Consider the following 15749-nt stretch of genomic DNA (forward strand, 5'->3'; position numbering starts at 1 on the left):
CATGAACGCATCGATTATTCTGCGCTTATTAAAATATGGTTTAAATCACAAAGCGACCTTATTTCGTGCTTCTTTATTGTTACTGCTAGCGACGGGCTTAGACATGCTGGCGCCTTGGCTAACCATGATTTATATTGACCAATTTGTCGCCGTTGATGATTACGAAATGAGCGCACTAGTCGGCATCGCGGTTATCTATATTGGCGTGATTATTAGCGCCAATGTGCTGTCTTATTTTCAATCCCTAAGTTATTTTGATTTATCGGCAAGTGTTATTAGTGAGCTGCGCCAAGCCAGTTTTCAGCACTGCTTAAAGTTACCCATGGCTTATTTTCATCAGCACAGTCATGGCGAAACCATTAATCGAATGACGCAAGATGTTGAAGCCGTGCGTCACCTATTCAAAAACATTATCGGGCGTACCATAAGAGATATTGTGACCATCAGTGCCGTTATTATTTCTATGCTGCTACTAAATATGCAACTGGCCTTAGTGTGTATTGCTTTTATTCCCGTGTTTATCGCCGTATTTGTTGCCTATCGCCACTTTTCATTACCATTACATCGAAAAATTAAACAGCAGTCAGCGAAAATAAATGGTTTTTTAAATGAGAGCTTACAGCAGGTTCTACTGTTACAGGTATTCAACGCGCAGCCTCGTTTTATTAAGCGTTTGAATGATAAAGCCCAGACAAATATTACACTGAGCCAACGTAATGTCACATTAGAAGCTTTATTACTCCGGCCTATGTTAGAGCTACTGGCTATTTTAATGATGGCTGCGCTTATTTTAAGTTTAGGGGCAATGCCAACTAACCTACTGGCTTTTGGCTTACTCTTCGCCTTTTTTGCTTATTTGGCTCGTTTCTTTGAGCCCATTATTAATTTAATGCAAAGCCAAGGTGAGCTACTGCAATCAGTTGCGGCCGCCGAGCGGGTATTTCAGTTACTTGACTATGAAATGGAATCACCTGGCGGCTCAATACTCTTAAACCATTGCCCAACTATCCGCTTTCATCAGGTAAATTTTGCATATGAGCAAGGTGAATCGGTGTTATCCAATCTTGATTTAACTATCGAACCAGGTGAATTTGTGGCCCTAGTAGGGCCAACAGGTAGCGGAAAAAGTACCATAGCACAGCTACTTAAAGGCTACTACCAAGTAAACAGTGGCCAGATCCAGTTGGACCAATACATCATTACCCAGTACCAAACCAACAGTTTACGTAAAGCCATAACCTTAGTCGATCAAAAGCCTTTTATTATGCAAGGGAGTGTTAGGCAAAATTTGTTATTGGATCTGGTCAATACCGACGACTCTCAGATCCATCATGTTTTAGCACAAGTTGAATTAGCCGCCTGGTTAGCCAGTTTACCTCACGGCTTAGATACCGTTATTGACAATAATTCGCCCCTGCTCACCCTCGGACAAAAACAGCTACTGTGTTTTGCCCGCGCTCTGTTACAAAATAGCTCTGTTATTATTCTCGATGAAGCCAGCGCAAGTTTAGATCCAGCGTCTGAACAAGCCATTGGTCGTGTTATTCAGCAACTGCGCGGCAAAGTTAGCCTCCTGGTAATCGCCCATAAATTAAGTAACATAAAAATGGCTGATAAAATCGTCGTGTTACAACAAGGAGTATTACTTCAACAAGGCAAACATGCCGATTTAGTACGCCAAGGCGGTGCATATCACCAGTTGTTAGCGTGTAATGATAGCCAACCGAACAACATTGTTGCTTAACGCTTTTAACTTAAATTGTAAATATAACATAAGGTTAGATTTATTCTTTTGATTTGAGCACATTATCGAAGTGTGCTATAGGCGTTCTTAACAAATAGCATGATGGCATAAATAACAACTGTTTCTTGGTAATTCTTAGTAAATAACTCATGGCTCATCATGATTGTGCCGCTAGCCTATCACTGCTAGAATTACCTGTATACTTATACAGGTAATTTAGTATGAAGATCATTCCTATCAAAGCAGCTTGTGGCATTACTGGTTTTGAGTCACCTGCTGCCACTTATACTGAGCAAGGGTTAACACTTGATGAATTGTTAATTGAACATCCCAGTGCTACTTTTATTGGCCGTGCGTGTGGCGACAGCATGCGTAATGTGGGCATCATGGACAATGACATATTAATTGTTGACCGAGCTTATCGCTATGCGCATTTAGATGTAGTGGTGGCTAATTACAATGGTAATTTTGTTTGTAAAATCATAGATATAAAGAATAAACGATTGATCTCTGGCAATGAGAGTGAAGCAGATATCATGATTCACGAACACGATGAATTTGTGATTGAAGGGGTGGTCACCCGCTCTATCCGGTTACATAAACCCAGTCATTTATTACTGGAATAATGGTCATGTTTGCCTTAGTCGACATTAACGGCTTCTATGCCTACGCCGAAGCCGTATTTGATTTATCATTACGCCATCGTCCCATCATTGTATTAACCAATAACGACGGTTGTGTATGTGCCATGAATCGACAAGCCAAGGCTCTGAACATTCCCCGCTTTGCGCCCTACTTTAAAGTAAAACAGCAATGTGAACGCCACGGTGTTGCTGTTCGCTCTAGCAACTATGAGTTATATGCAGATTTATCTAATAAGTTCAGTAACCTACTAACCCAATTTTGTAGCGATATGCATGTTTATTCGATCGATGAAGTATTCCTGAATTTATCTGGCATGACAAAGCTTTGGCCTGATTTAACCTTGTTGGGTCATGCTATTCGCCGCTGCATTTGGACCCAACTGCGCTTACCGGTTTGTGTCGGTATTGCCAACACCCTCACTCTGGCCAAAGCAGCTAACCATGCGGCAAAGAAAATACCGGAATATCAAGGTGTATGTACCATACATAGTGTTAAGCAACGCCAAGCTATTTTAACGCAAATGTCCCCGCAAGATGTTTGGGGAGTAGGCCGACGCATAGCCAAACGCTTGCCGTTACTAGCCGTGAACAATGCCTTTGAGCTAGCGCAAATGAACCCCCATTTTGCCCGCGCCCATTTTAATATTGACATGGCGAACACCGTTCGTGAACTTAATGGCGACGCTGTTAAAACATGGGATAAAGTCAGAGCGGATAAACAGCAAATATTCTCAACACGAAGTTTTGGCGAACGGGTAACAGATGCCCAGTCATTAAATCAAGCCTTAGTACAACATGGCGCCATTGCCGCCAAAAAGGCGCGCGAGCAAGGTAGTTTATGTCACACTATGATGGCCTTTGCAGCCTCATCACCGTTTGATGACAAACCAAGAGCATTTAAACACTTTCACCATTTTCATGTCGCCACCAATGACACCACTGTGATTGCCAACGCCTTAACCGATAACTTACACAAATTATTCCAACCAGGCGTTCCCTACTACCGTGTTGGCGTTGGGTTACTTGAACTCGCAAATGAGCAACATCAACAGCTTGATATGTTCAGTGGCAGTAAAAACAACCCCGCTCTGATGCAATGCATCGACACCATCAATGCGCGTTTTGGTCAATGTATCACCGTCGCAGGTGAAGGAATAACTAAACCTTGGTCAATGAAACGTAATTTTTTATCGCCCCAATACACCACACGATGGCAGCATATTCCTAAAATTCGCTGTTAAGCCAAATGCTCAAGTAAAGCGGTTACTTTCTTTGTTAAATAATCCCGGTGCGGATAGATCGCATAAATCCCCAATAAAGGCGATTGATACTGGGGTAAAACAACTGTCAGAGTGTCACTTTCTAAAAAAGGAGCAGCTGCAAAATCAGGAAGCAAAGCGATTCCAATGCCAGATGCAGCAGCCATTGCCGCTGCCGCGGCGCTATTGACTTCAAGCTGAGCATTAACTCGAACTTGCTCTGTATGACCATTAATTAGCAACGCCCACTTACTGCCCTCGCGGCGATTAGTGTCTACAACACAAGGTAAATCAGCCAGCTGCGAGAGCTTTTCAATCGGGGCATGGCGATCAATGAATGCTGGGCTAGCCACGAGCATTTGCTGACACAACCCTATTTTACGTGCAATCAAGTTCGAGTCGTCTAACCGACCAATCCGAAATGCCAAATCAAAACCGGCGGCAATGAGGTCAACATAATGATCATTAAGCACGAGTTCAATTTTCAGCTTGGGATGCAACTTCATAAAAGAAGGCAACGTTGCCATTAGTGTGGTTTCAGCAAAAGTATGAGGAGCACTAATACGTAAGCGCCCTGTTAATGAATCATTCCCGGTCGGGTTAAGCTGAAATAAACTATCCACTTGCTCGATAATAACCAAAGCATGCTGGTAAACATGGGAGCCCTGTTCAGTGATATGAATTGCCCGAGTGGTGCGATTGAACAAGCGAATATTAAGTAATACTTCAAGTTGAGCAACCTGCTTACTCACAATAGATTTAGTTTTCCCTAAATGCCGCGCAGCCGCAGTAAAGCTCCCCAACTCCACCACAGCAATAAATGTACGAAACAGTCCTAGTTGATTCACTTCATTGTCTCTTTTTAGTAAACAATGTTTCCATAATAATCCGCATTGTTTATTTAAGGAAGATGTCAAATACTGGCTATATCTGATAGAGGCATAAATGAACACTCAATAAAGTAGTAAAAGGAGAACTCATGTTAGTCAATGGGCATTGGCAAGCGGCTTGGGATCCGTACCAAGAAACAGATGATCAAGGCAACTTTAAGCGAGAGGCTGCCAGCTTTAGACATTGGATTACACCTGATGGCTCAGCGGGCCCAACGGGTAATAAAGGGTTTAAGGCAGAAGCCGGTCGTTATCACTTATATGTCGCGTATATTTGTCCGTGGGCGTCGCGTATACTGGCATTAGTCAAACTTAAGCAATTAGAAGATGTTATATCCATCAGTGTGGTCGAGCCATATTTAACCGACTTTGGCTGGTGCTTTGCTGGTGTTGAATCACGTCATGTTAGCGGTGCCACTGAAGACCATTTGCACCAAAAACCATACTTATATCAACTCTATTTACTCGCAGAGCCTATGATGACGGGCCGTGCAACAGTGCCCGTATTATGGGATAAAAAGCAAAACACCATAGTCAACAATGAGTCTGCTGACATTCTGGCAATGCTGGATAACGCCTTTACCCCCTGGGCAAAAAATAAAACAAATTTACGTCCTATTGAACAATTAGATCAGCTGAACCAGCTTAATGAATATTTATATACTGAGTTAAATAACGGTGTTTACCGAGCAGGTTTTGCCCAATCGCAGCAAGCCTATGAAACGGCGGTTGATGACGTATTTCATGCCCTTGAAGAGCTAGAAAACAGACTCTCTGATGGTCGATTATTTCTACTTGGCCAGCATTTAACAGAAGCTGATATACGGCTATTTGTCACACTCGTTCGATTTGACTGTGTCTATCATGACTTATTCAAATGCAATATTAAACCAATCCGAGACTACATCTGGTTAAGTCACTATTTATCCCGTTTATTCTACGACCATGAACTAGGGGAAACAGTGCACTTTGATCATATCAAGCAAGGCTATTACTCAGTTAAAGCATTAAATCCAAATGGTGTCGTTCCGAGTGGGCCAATCACGAACAGAATCGTAAACAAGGTGAAAAAAAGCCATGACCACTAAAATAGCGCCCGCTTTTTTTCTTTCGCATGGTTCGCCAATGCGTGTGATTGAGCAAAGTGCGGCCAATTCTTTTTTAAGGAAGCTAAGTCATAACATAGCTATACCTAAAGCGATTGTGATTGTATCACCCCACTGGGAAACGCAGGGAGTGGCTTTTACCCAGCAGAATAATTTAGCGACCATACATGATTTTTGGGGGGTTCCACCTCAGTTAAGTGAAATTATTTACCCTGCACAGTCAAATCATGAGTTACAACAACACCTTTCAAATTGCCTGACGGCGAAAAATATTAGCCACAGAGGTATAGCTAGAGGGCTAGATCACGGTGCATGGTCCGTTTTATACCTCATGTACCCAAACGCAGATATTCCTACTGTCGGCCTAAGCCTGCCAAAAAACTTCAGTTTAAAACAGTTACATCAATTAGGGGAGGCATTAATACCGCTTAGAAAACAAGGCATTATGATTATTACAACCGGTATGATTACCCATAATTTATCCGAATTTTCAACATCAGGCGAGCCCAGTGAATGGGCCAAATTATTTAGCCAATGGCTGAAAGAAAAAGTGAGCAAAAACGACATAGCAAGCTTATTGCAATATCGCAGCCTAGCACCAGCCGCGGCTTTATCCCATCCAACAGATGAACACTTACGCCCATTGTTTATTGCACTTGGCGCAGGAGCCGGAAATAAAGCTTCATTGATCCATGAATCGTGGGAGTTAAAAAATGGCAACAACACCAGTTGGCAATGGTAATAATAACGGCACATAAGTTTCCATTCGCCTTTCAACTGAAACACGGTAAAATATCATTAAGTTTTGTTTCATTGTGGATTTACCCTTATGTCATCCTTAGCAGATCAGTTATTAAAATCAGGCCTAGTGTCTAAACAGGCCGCGCGTAATGCTCAGTCTGAAAAGCGTAAAAAAAATAAACAAAAAAAGAAAAAAGGCACAATAGAAAAGACCGAGGTACAGCTTGAAGTTGAGAAGGCTGCCCTAGAACAAAAGCTCAAGGACGACGCCCTTAACGAGCAAAAAAGAGTCGCGGCAGCAGCTAAAGAGCAACAAGAGCGCGTAAAACAAATTATTTTACGTAACGCCTTGAAAGACACTGAAGGTGAAATTGAATATAAATTTACCTTTGAAAATGTAATTAAAAAGCTATGGGTAACCCCTAAATTGCAACAAGATCTCATTAAGGGTCTGTTAGCAGTTGTAACAGTAGACGAACGCTTTTATATCGTACTGGATCAAGTCGCTCAGCGCTTGAATACTATTGACGAAAGTGCGGTAGTATTACTGCATGAGAAAAGCGCAGCAACCCAAGCGCAAATTGATGAAGAAGTGGATGACCCTTATGCAGGTTATGAAATTCCTGATGATCTGATGTGGTAATGCCATAAGCATTTTTGCGATGGGTCCAGGCTTACCTTGGACCCATCGAAAAGTCTATAAATCCGGCTCTTCCGGATCGTCCATCGGCTCTAAACTCAGCGATAAACCCGATGACGTCGTCATGGTTTCTCCGTCTGATGTATTACTCTCCTCGCCTTGGCCTTTGTGATACAACTTAAAACGCAAACGTAAGTTGTTTGGTGAATCGGAATATTTAATCGCTTCTTCTTCAGTAATACGTCCTTCAATTGTTAAGTCAAACAAAGCCATATCAAAGGTTTTCATGCCTAGCTCTTTTGATTTTTCCATCACTTCTTTAAGTAAACTAAAATCACCGCGCCTAACCATGTCACGCACAGTTGGACTGCCTAGCATCACTTCAACCGCCGCGCAACGTTTCCCATCAACAGTCGGCACTAAGCGTTGTGACACAAAGGCACGTAAATTGTTACCTAAATCATTAAGTAGTTGTGGACGGCGCTCTTCTGGGAAGAAGTTAATAATACGATCCAATGCTTGGTTGGCGTTATTAGCGTGAAGGGTCGAAATAGCTAAATGACCTGTTTCAGCAAAGGCTAATGCATGCTCCATCGTTTCGCGATCGCGGATCTCGCCAATAAGGATCACATCGGGAGCCTGGCGCAGGGTATTTTTGAGCGCGGCATGAAAGCTTCGCGTGTCTACCCCTACTTCACGCTGGTTAATAATGCTTTTTTTATGCTGGTGAACATATTCAATCGGATCTTCAATGGTGATGATATGACCACCTTGAGTATTATTACGATGGTCAATTAAGGCCGCGAGAGATGTCGACTTACCCGATCCTGTACCGCCGACAAATAACACTAAGCCCGTTTTGGTTAAAATCACCTCTTTTAGCACTTCTGGCAGCTTAAGATCCTCAAACCGAGGAATATCCATTTTGATGTTACGGGCAACAATTGATATTTCATTACGCTGCTTGAAAATGTTAACACGAAAGCGCCCTACACCATGAATAGACAAAGCCAAGTTCATTTCAAGCTCTTGATCAAAAATAATTTTTTGTTCGCCATCCATAATAGAATAGGCTATTTCTTCTATTTGACCTGGCTCAAAGCGCGTTTTATCAATGGGTTTTAATACACCTTGAAACTTGCCACAAGCGGGCGCGCCGGTGGATAGGTAAAGATCGGAACCATCGTTATTCGCTAAGATTTTTAGCATTTGTTCAAACTGCATTGTTTACTCCAAGCCCTACAACAAAATGGGCTAACTAGGTTAAATAATTAATTATCGAGCTTGCCCAGCGTTTTTGATTAAAGGATCAAACTGGGCTTTAAAATGGGTCATAGCTTGTTCAGTGGCCCGAGTGAGCTGCGGATTTTTTAGCTCAATCATATTACGTTCTGTTAGGTTTAACTGAGTTAATGATAAGCCAAATTGAGCTTCAAACATCTTATGGTAATCACCTGAATCATAAACTTTTTGCAAACCTAATGACAATCGTTCAGCCAACCGCGGGTTCGCTTTATTGACAAAATAAAATAAGGGAAAGGGGTAATAAATCACAAAATTATTTTCAATCGCCAGCCCCTTATTTGGATGACTGGCTAACTCCTGAACTATTTCATTGGCTCCACGAGAAAAACAATCAAATCTACCCACACTCAGTTGATCAAATAAAATAGCGTATTTGGTACTTTTCCACAGGGTTAAACCGTTAGCTTCCATTATCGAGGTATCAGGCCAATCTTGATGCTGACCAATCACCAGATGAGAATCAATTAGTTGCCTTAAGCTTGCCAAACCATTAAAACGCGATTGTTTACCATTTTGAATTAAACAAACGCGATAACTCAACAAGGTGCCAGTCACGGGAAACCGCACTGGTATCGCAACACTTTCGCGAAACTTATTGGGCCCAAAAACGGCAATGTCAATGGTCGGTTGCTGCGCTAAATGGCGAATAACTCGGCCTTGTTCCATCGCGTCTGTGGCCACCAGCTCATAATCGCCAAACTCACTTTTAGTCACGTCTAACGCTTTAATCAAAAGCTCAGGCACAATGCTATTAGGGTGCGAAAGTAATTGCTCCCACACTACAATTTTTTCTTTCTCAGCCCATGCGTCAACACTAACAATGTAAGCTAAGAGTAAACAACTTCTTAAGAAAACCATATACTTGCCTTAATTCCTTTCGGATAAATTCTGACAGCTAGTGAGCAACCGTCTTTGCCAACAAAACGGTCTTTATTAATATTAGAACGAACCGTCCGAAGAGACCCTAATAACAATTAATTAACGTGATCTTACTGGCAAACTAACAGAATAAAATGTGACTATTTTATTATTAAGCAAAACTGCTAACATGCATACGGTAAATCACTGATAAATAGGAAAAGTGAATGAAGCGCCAGATAGCGTTAGTTGAAGATGAAGCCGCCATCGCAGCCAATTATAAAGCGGCCTTTGAGCGCTTGGGTTTTAACGTTAATATTTATACCACCCGTGCTCAAGCCTTGGATGAGTTTGCCAGTAAAGGCTTGCCCGATTTAGCCATTATTGATGTTGGACTGGCAGATGAGTATGAAGGTGGCTTTGATCTTTGTCGTCAGCTACGAGAACAATCGGCCACCCTGCCGATTATTTTTCTCACCGCAAGAGACAGTGAACTCGATGAAGTATCCGGCTTACGCTTAGGCGCGGATGATTACTTAACTAAAGATATCAGTCTGCCGCAAATGGTCGCACGTGTAAAAGCCCTACTTCGCCGCGTTGATGCGTTGAATAATCAAATAAATTCACCGAGTGATTCACTAACACGGGGCCCGATGCTAATCGACAACTTAACCATGACCATCAGCTGGCAAGGTCAACCGGTGGAATTAACACTGACCGAGTTTTGGATCGTACATGCATTGGCGAAATATCCAGGCCAAGTAAAATCAAGACAGCAACTGATGGACGCAGCTAACGTGGTTCAAGATGACAACACCATTACCACACACATCAAGCGGATCAGACAAAAATTCAAATCCCTTGATCAGTCCTTTGATCATATTCGCACCGCTTACGGCATGGGTTATCGCTGGAGCGCGGAGTGAAATTAAAAAAGCAGCTGCTATTTATTTCGATTTTAATGCTAGGGCTACCTTGGGCGGGTTGCCAAAGTATGCAAGAAATAACGCAAGTATTAGCACGTAGCCAAGAAAACCTGTTAGAAAATACACTGAGTGCAGCCAGTTTAGTGTTGAGCAATCAGAATGATGCCATTACACCGCGACATCACAACACCTTAGGCCCGGCAATCTATGCCGTGCCAGCACAAGATCAAATTCAACTTGATGGCTATCAAAATGATTGGCAACAACCCACGCCACCGTTCTATAAATTAGAACAGGGTCAACGCCAACTGAACATAGCTGCCCAGTACAGAGGTGAGCATCTATATTTATGGATCACAACCAGTACCGACCAAAACCGATTTGATCGCCCAGGTCATAGTGAACGAGAGCAATTCAAACTTAAAGGCCTCTCTAATCAGCAACAGATCTCTGAGTACACCTTAAGTACCGCAGGCTCAGGACTGTTTTATTTCTCTAGTTCAGCGAATAGCCAGAACCCGCGTTATAGTCACCTTGGATTTTGGCGTGAAGTGGCACAAGGGGCACAAATAGAAATAAAACTTCCCCTTAACCAATTTAACCGAGGCTTGAGCCTAGACTGGCAAATATACCAAGACAATAAGCAAGTATTTAGCCTAGGTACACAAAATACATTTCGGCCTTTATTGCATCAGGACAATAAAATAACCCAAATACTTGCCCCAGTGATCCAACAAGGAATTGAAGTGTACTTGGTAGATCAACAAGGTTGGCTGCTAAGCCAAGTAACAGGAAAGCGCATTAAAAATGACATACCGGGCTTTTGGTTAATGGAAAAGATCTATGCTTGGCTACTCGACACCAGCGCATTACCAGAATGGCGCCCATTATTTGAACGAAGCCAACTGGTCTATCCGCAATTCATTAGTCAATTTCAACAAGCTACTTGGTTTAGAGAAGGATATCGAAGCCACTTATTAATGGTTCAACCATTGCAATTGGATCCAACAACCACCCATTATTTAGTAGCGACTCAGCGCGGAGAGGTGCTTATCCGGTTGGCGGGCTCAGCCTTTAATCGCTTGTTTTTTATTAGCTTACTGGCATTTATCTTTACCGCAGGTGGGCTATTCGCGTATGCCAGTTGGTTAACATGGCGCATTAATAAATTAAGTGCCAGTGCTTTGCAACAACTGCAACAAGAAGCGGAGTTTACAGGTGAACTGCCATTAAACTTAAGCCAAGATGAACTGGGTAGTTTGTCTCGTAGCTTCAGCCAGCTACTGGCCTTAAAACAACAGCAAACCGATTACCTGAGTAGCTTAGCGGCTAAACTGTCCCATGAAATTAGAACGCCATTAGCAGTGATCCGTTCATCTATTGATAACCTTACCCAAGGACAAAATTTGGATGAAGAACAAATCACCTATATTCAGCGAGCAACCAATGGATGTACTCGTTTAAGTCAAATGATCACGGCGATGAGTGAGGCCAAAAGGCTAGAACAAAGCCTTAACGATTTTGAGTTAGACACTGTCACGATCAATGACATGCTGCAAGAGCTAACTTCTGCTTATCAACATACATGGCCATCACAGGCTTTTGTTTTTGTAGATAAAACGAAGAGACAGATAACAGCTGAAATATATCCTGAGCTACTGGTACAGGCGTTGGATAAGCTTATCGACAACGCCATTGACTTTGCTGAGGAAAAGAGTGAGATAGAGTTGATCTTGTCTGACAATGAACTAGATTGGCAAATAGAAGTATATAACCAAGGTAACTCAATACCCGAGAGCATGGCTCGCACTATCTTTGATTCGTTAGTTTCTGTGCGCGCGACTCAATCAGACAAAGCGCACCTAGGCTTAGGTTTGTTTATTGTTAGCATGATAGTGAAGCATCATAAAGGCACTTTCAGCGCGAAAAACACGCGACAAGGCGTGGCTTTTTCACTTAACTTCGCCCATTTTAGTCGCCTTATCCCAAAACGTTCAGATAAATAGTGGCATATGATCAAAATTAAACCCGATACCAAGCGTAATGCCTATACCCTAACTTTTGGCAGTATTATTGCGTTAATGTTATTACTGGCGGCCATGCTGACATGGCCCGCCTATTCCCTTAACTTGCTCCTGTTGTTTTTGGCTGCGTTTATTGCCGTTATATTGGGGGTAGCTAAAATACTCGAACCTGAAACCAGTTTAGAGCTAGATCAAACTGGGTTAACTTTTTTCCATGTCAAAGGTCACTTTCATTTAGCCTGGCAGGACATACAACGTTTCGATATTCCTACAGTTGGGGCAAGGGAGCCACTTCATTATCTAGGCATTAAATTACGCCACCCTGAAGCGTTGTTAAACTCTATATCCCCGCGTTTAACCAGCCATTTTATTGTTGAACAGAGGGCATTATTAGTACTGGCAATGCGTTACAACTCTGACTGCCCGAGCTGCGCCAGTGAGCATATGTTCGATGTGCGGGATTATTTAAGCCCTAACAAAACCCGTTATACTGGATTAAATGCAATGCTGGGGCATCGTATGGCTCTGCTCAATGAATTACTTGGCTACCACATCTACATCAGCGCTAGCTCATTGGATCGTCCCCTTGAAGATTTTTTACCTTTGATTAGAGAAATGCACCAACAACATCTACACCCATAACTGCAATTTATACTGGTGGGCAAAGTATAAAAAGGACCTATCACGGATTCTCACTTGCTTTTAAAGCATTTTACAACGATACATTAACTACTAATAAACGCTTTATTCGTTACTAAAGTGTCTTGTGAAGTTATGACAGCTGTCATTTTCACTTTGTAATATCAACCCTAAGAGTTATATATGACTAGGAAGCTAACATGTTAACGCAGCGAAAAACGATGAAAGTAATCGCGTTCACATTCATTTTTTTTGCTTTTCTAGTGGCATCCTTTTACATCCTGTTTAACAACATACAAAACGCTCAAGCCAGCTGGGAAAACTATATTCATCTTGAGATGGACAAGTCCGCCCATCTCAACCAAGCCATTATTGTTTCTGGATATGGAGGATTTATTCATAACTTTAAAAATGCGGTGATCCGGCGAGATTATAATTACTTAGAAAAAGCGGAGTCACAAATAAAACAGACTATCAGTGCCCTTGACCGTTACTTATCACTGACACCGGAGCATATTAATCAGGTATTAGATATTCAATACGTAATTGGCGAATATCAGGCCAAGTTGCCGATACTGAAAGAAATGATCGCCAGCGGTGCTTCGGTCACCGAGATCGATGAAAAAGTAAAGGTTGATGACACGCGAGCAATTGCGGCATTTAGGACCATTTTACACAGTGCAAAAGAGCATCCCCTGGCAATGCTACAAAAAACCGAGCAATCCTACAGCTCAACCACTTACAAACTACTAGTTATATTAAATTTTCTGATCATTGTAAGCAGCATAGCGATCGCTTTCATCTACTACCTTTACAAAAAATTAGCCATTAAGATGACAGAGCGAGAATTAATCATTCAATGTGCGCCTAACGCCATTTTGTCAGCCAATGAAAATGGCATCATCACTACGGCAAACCATGAGGCCATGAAACTGTTTGGCTTTAATGAATCAGGTATAAATAAAATTAGTGTGGATGATCTCGTGCCATCAGATGTGAAGTCAAAGCATCAAGCATTGCGTAATGAATTTCAACAGTCAGACCGAATTAAACCTATGTCACAACGTAATGCTATCTTCCATGGTAAAAAATTAAGTGGCGATCTATTTCCAGCTAAAATTGCCATTGCAACCTATTCCATCGATAACAAGAAACACAGTATCGTAATAATTAATGATCTCACTGAAGAGCTTAAGCATAAAAGTGATGCAACCACGGATCCCCTGACTAAATTAGCTAACCGTCGCGCCATTAATCAGCGTTTGATTCAAGCCTTAGCACAAGAGAAACGTCATCACATTGCCCTGTCCATTTGCCTGTTTGATATTGATCATTTCAAAAGTGTAAATGACCAACACGGCCACCTTGCTGGCGATGAAGTTTTGCAACAAGTAGCACGGGTAATGCAAGAGAATATTCGCGAAGTGGATTTTATTGGCCGTTGGGGCGGTGAAGAGTTTATCGCCATATTAACTGGCACAGGCAAACAAGGAGCCCTAGAGTTTGCCGAAAAAATCCGCAATGAAATTAAACTGCAATCACAAACGAAACGCTTCCCTGTCGCCATCACAATCAGTGCCGGCGTGACCTTATGTGATGGCAATCAGGATATAAAAACAGCCCTAAACAATGCCGATAAGGCATTGTATCGTTCTAAACACAATGGTCGAAATTGTGTCTCTATTGTTTAACTGCATTGGTCGAGTAAAGCTTCTAATTCAGCTAAATTAAATACTTGATGATCGGGCATAATGTTTGCAGCTATATCGGCTTGGTGATGATTGAGCCAGCAGGTTTTAATCCCCGCATTTTGACCACCTAAAATATCAGAATGTAGATTGTCTCCGACCATTAACACCCTTGATTTATCGGGCTCCCCCATCAGTTTCAATGCATGGTGGAAAATCGTTGCATCGGGCTTGGCTGTGCCCACCTGCTCAGAAATTACAACAGGCTCGAAAATGCCCTGTAACTGATTATGTTCAAGCCGAGCTTGTTGCATCGCAGTAAAACCGTTTGTGATAATACCCAATTTTACTTTACCGTGAAGAGAGTTGATAAGCTTGCGTGCGCCGGGTAATAAGGTGCAAACACGGGTCATAATAGCAATAAATTCATCATTAAGTTGCTTTGCCGAGACCGATAGTCGTTCAGCCCACAGTTCAAAGCGGCGTGTCTGCAGCTCAAACGCATTAATCTCACCATTTTGATAAGCCGTCCACAGCGGCAAGTTAGTTGCTTGGTAACAATTAAAGTCCGCTTGTTCAAACTCATGTCCATATTGATTAAATAAGGTTTTTAGCCCCAAAAAAGCATCAAAGTGAAACAAGGTATCGTCGGCATCAAACAAAATCCAATCATATTGCATCATCGTTATCCTTGGTAAAGCGGCGCATTAATAAAAGGTGCCATGGCCAACAAACAACCTTGCTCATAAATACTGCCACGGCTGGCTTGATGTTGTGTTAGCAGCGCAATGGCGCCGCCTTTTTGCTTAATATTGTCAGTATTGAATAGACGATCCATCACGTGCCCTAGTTCTTCGCCAGCGACTAAAGCTTGGTAGATCATATTTGGTAACGGTAATTGCGCCGTGCGACCGACAGACTGAAGTCCGCGATGCGCTATCACTATGTAAGCAAATGTCGCTGGGCCGTCAACAAAGTTGTCTACACCGCCTTCAATTGCCACATAAAAGTCAGCATCATGGTTGGTCTGACAATACTCAACTCGATTCACCGCGCCCAAACGTGTTTCTGCATCGGTCATGGGTTGGTCAGCCACGAGCGAGGGCGCATCAATCCCTTCACATACTACATCATGATCAGGATATAAACGCTGAATTGACACTTGCGCCGCATTTACTTTCACTGGGTTCTTTGACCCAACGACTACCGTCAGTTTAGATTTACTCATTTCACTCAAACCTATAAAATTTTCTCTATTATACTCAAATTGCCTTTTAACACGCCG

The 15749-nt window shown here is 42.3% G+C and carries 15 protein-coding genes; 10 read left to right on the forward strand and 5 right to left on the reverse strand.

All coding sequences use genetic code 11. The features are described from left to right. Position 1 precedes the first annotated feature (1 nt). From K1M91_RS00075 to K1M91_RS00085, 3 genes are all read left to right on the forward strand, one after another. Positions 2-1744 (forward strand): ABC transporter ATP-binding protein, encoded by a 1743-nt coding sequence (locus K1M91_RS00075; protein WP_232799519.1) that lies wholly within the window; start codon positions 2-4, stop codon positions 1742-1744. 221 nt (positions 1745-1965) lie between these two features. After that, positions 1966-2370: a translesion error-prone DNA polymerase V autoproteolytic subunit gene (gene umuD, locus K1M91_RS00080; protein ID WP_232799520.1), complete on the forward strand. Its 405-nt coding sequence runs from the start codon at positions 1966-1968 to the stop codon at positions 2368-2370. Between the two features lie 5 nt (positions 2371-2375). After that, positions 2376-3629: a Y-family DNA polymerase gene (locus tag K1M91_RS00085; RefSeq protein ID WP_232799521.1), complete on the forward strand. Its 1254-nt coding sequence runs from the start codon at positions 2376-2378 to the stop codon at positions 3627-3629. Here K1M91_RS00085 and K1M91_RS00090 read toward each other — a convergent pair. Continuing rightward, positions 3626-4495 carry a LysR family transcriptional regulator gene (locus K1M91_RS00090; protein WP_232799522.1) on the reverse strand — a complete coding sequence of 290 codons (870 nt, stop codon included), beginning with the start codon at positions 4493-4495 and terminating at the stop codon, positions 3626-3628. The genes K1M91_RS00085 and K1M91_RS00090 overlap by 4 nt on opposite strands. 131 nt (positions 4496-4626) lie before the next feature. Here K1M91_RS00090 and K1M91_RS00095 point away from each other — a divergent pair, with 131 nt between their 5' ends. From K1M91_RS00095 to K1M91_RS00105, 3 genes are all read left to right on the forward strand, one after another. After that, the gene (locus K1M91_RS00095; protein ID WP_232799523.1) at positions 4627-5625 is read left to right on the forward strand and encodes a glutathione S-transferase C-terminal domain-containing protein; all 999 of its coding nucleotides are present in this window, start codon (positions 4627-4629) and stop codon (positions 5623-5625) included. Next, on the forward strand, positions 5615-6385 hold the full coding sequence (locus K1M91_RS00100; RefSeq protein ID WP_232799524.1) for a class III extradiol ring-cleavage dioxygenase: 771 nt from the start codon (positions 5615-5617) through the stop codon (positions 6383-6385). The genes K1M91_RS00095 and K1M91_RS00100 overlap by 11 nt, the downstream gene beginning before the upstream one ends. Positions 6386-6472: 87 nt before the next feature. Beyond that, complete coding sequence (locus K1M91_RS00105; protein WP_232799525.1) at positions 6473-7027, forward strand: DUF2058 domain-containing protein; 555 nt, start codon at positions 6473-6475, stop codon at positions 7025-7027. A gap of 54 nt (positions 7028-7081) precedes the next feature. Here K1M91_RS00105 and K1M91_RS00110 read toward each other — a convergent pair whose 3' ends face one another. Beyond that, the gene (locus K1M91_RS00110) at positions 7082-8248 is read right to left on the reverse strand and encodes a PilT/PilU family type 4a pilus ATPase (RefSeq protein WP_232799526.1); all 1167 of its coding nucleotides are present in this window, start codon (positions 8246-8248) and stop codon (positions 7082-7084) included. 51 nt (positions 8249-8299) lie between these two features. After that, the gene (locus tag K1M91_RS00115; protein WP_232799527.1) at positions 8300-9187 is read right to left on the reverse strand and encodes a hypothetical protein; all 888 of its coding nucleotides are present in this window, start codon (positions 9185-9187) and stop codon (positions 8300-8302) included. Positions 9188-9414: 227 nt separating this feature from the next. Between K1M91_RS00115 and pdsR the strand changes: the two genes are divergently transcribed. From pdsR to K1M91_RS00135, 4 genes are all read left to right on the forward strand, one after another. Beyond that, positions 9415-10113 carry a proteobacterial dedicated sortase system response regulator gene (pdsR, locus tag K1M91_RS00120; RefSeq protein ID WP_232799528.1) on the forward strand — a complete coding sequence of 233 codons (699 nt, stop codon included), beginning with the start codon at positions 9415-9417 and terminating at the stop codon, positions 10111-10113. After that, positions 10110-12119: an ATP-binding protein gene (locus K1M91_RS21490; RefSeq protein ID WP_232799529.1), complete on the forward strand. Its 2010-nt coding sequence runs from the start codon at positions 10110-10112 to the stop codon at positions 12117-12119. The genes pdsR and K1M91_RS21490 overlap by 4 nt, the downstream gene beginning before the upstream one ends. Before the next feature lie 6 nt (positions 12120-12125). After that, positions 12126-12779, forward strand: coding sequence for a DUF2982 domain-containing protein (locus tag K1M91_RS00130; protein WP_232799530.1), 654 nt, complete (start codon positions 12126-12128; stop codon positions 12777-12779). Between the two features lie 197 nt (positions 12780-12976). Beyond that, entirely contained in the window at positions 12977-14467 is a 1491-nt protein-coding gene (locus tag K1M91_RS00135) for a diguanylate cyclase (RefSeq protein ID WP_232799531.1), read from the forward strand. Here K1M91_RS00135 and yjjG read toward each other — a convergent pair. Together yjjG and yjjX are read right to left on the reverse strand one after the other, a co-directional pair. Further along, on the reverse strand, positions 14464-15144 hold the full coding sequence (gene yjjG, locus K1M91_RS00140; RefSeq protein WP_232799756.1) for a pyrimidine 5'-nucleotidase: 681 nt from the start codon (positions 15142-15144) through the stop codon (positions 14464-14466). The genes K1M91_RS00135 and yjjG overlap by 4 nt on opposite strands. Positions 15145-15149: 5 nt before the next feature. Beyond that, on the reverse strand, positions 15150-15692 hold the full coding sequence (yjjX, locus tag K1M91_RS00145) for an inosine/xanthosine triphosphatase (protein ID WP_232799532.1): 543 nt from the start codon (positions 15690-15692) through the stop codon (positions 15150-15152). Positions 15693-15749: the final 57 nt, after the last annotated feature.

It is taken from the genome of Motilimonas sp. E26 (assembly GCF_021278025.1).
In the GTDB taxonomy this organism is placed as follows: Bacteria; Pseudomonadota; Gammaproteobacteria; order Enterobacterales; family CBDFNC01; genus Motilimonas.

Coding starts and splice junctions, on each gene's coding strand:
- K1M91_RS00075 (WP_232799519.1), top strand. CDS start 2: ATGAACGCATCGATTATTCTGCGCTTATTAAAATATGGTTTAAATCAC.
- umuD (WP_232799520.1), top strand. CDS start 1,966: ATGAAGATCATTCCTATCAAAGCAGCTTGTGGCATTACTGGTTTTGAG.
- K1M91_RS00085 (WP_232799521.1), top strand. CDS start 2,376: ATGTTTGCCTTAGTCGACATTAACGGCTTCTATGCCTACGCCGAAGCC.
- K1M91_RS00095 (WP_232799523.1), top strand. CDS start 4,627: ATGTTAGTCAATGGGCATTGGCAAGCGGCTTGGGATCCGTACCAAGAA.
- K1M91_RS00100 (WP_232799524.1), top strand. CDS start 5,615: ATGACCACTAAAATAGCGCCCGCTTTTTTTCTTTCGCATGGTTCGCCA.
- K1M91_RS00105 (WP_232799525.1), top strand. CDS start 6,473: ATGTCATCCTTAGCAGATCAGTTATTAAAATCAGGCCTAGTGTCTAAA.
- K1M91_RS00110 (WP_232799526.1), bottom strand. CDS start 8,248: ATGCAGTTTGAACAAATGCTAAAAATCTTAGCGAATAACGATGGTTCC.
- K1M91_RS00115 (WP_232799527.1), bottom strand. CDS start 9,187: ATGGTTTTCTTAAGAAGTTGTTTACTCTTAGCTTACATTGTTAGTGTT.
- pdsR (WP_232799528.1), top strand. CDS start 9,415: ATGAAGCGCCAGATAGCGTTAGTTGAAGATGAAGCCGCCATCGCAGCC.
- K1M91_RS00130 (WP_232799530.1), top strand. CDS start 12,126: ATGATCAAAATTAAACCCGATACCAAGCGTAATGCCTATACCCTAACT.
- K1M91_RS00135 (WP_232799531.1), top strand. CDS start 12,977: ATGTTAACGCAGCGAAAAACGATGAAAGTAATCGCGTTCACATTCATT.
- yjjG (WP_232799756.1), bottom strand. CDS start 15,144: ATGCAATATGATTGGATTTTGTTTGATGCCGACGATACCTTGTTTCAC.
- yjjX (WP_232799532.1), bottom strand. CDS start 15,692: ATGAGTAAATCTAAACTGACGGTAGTCGTTGGGTCAAAGAACCCAGTG.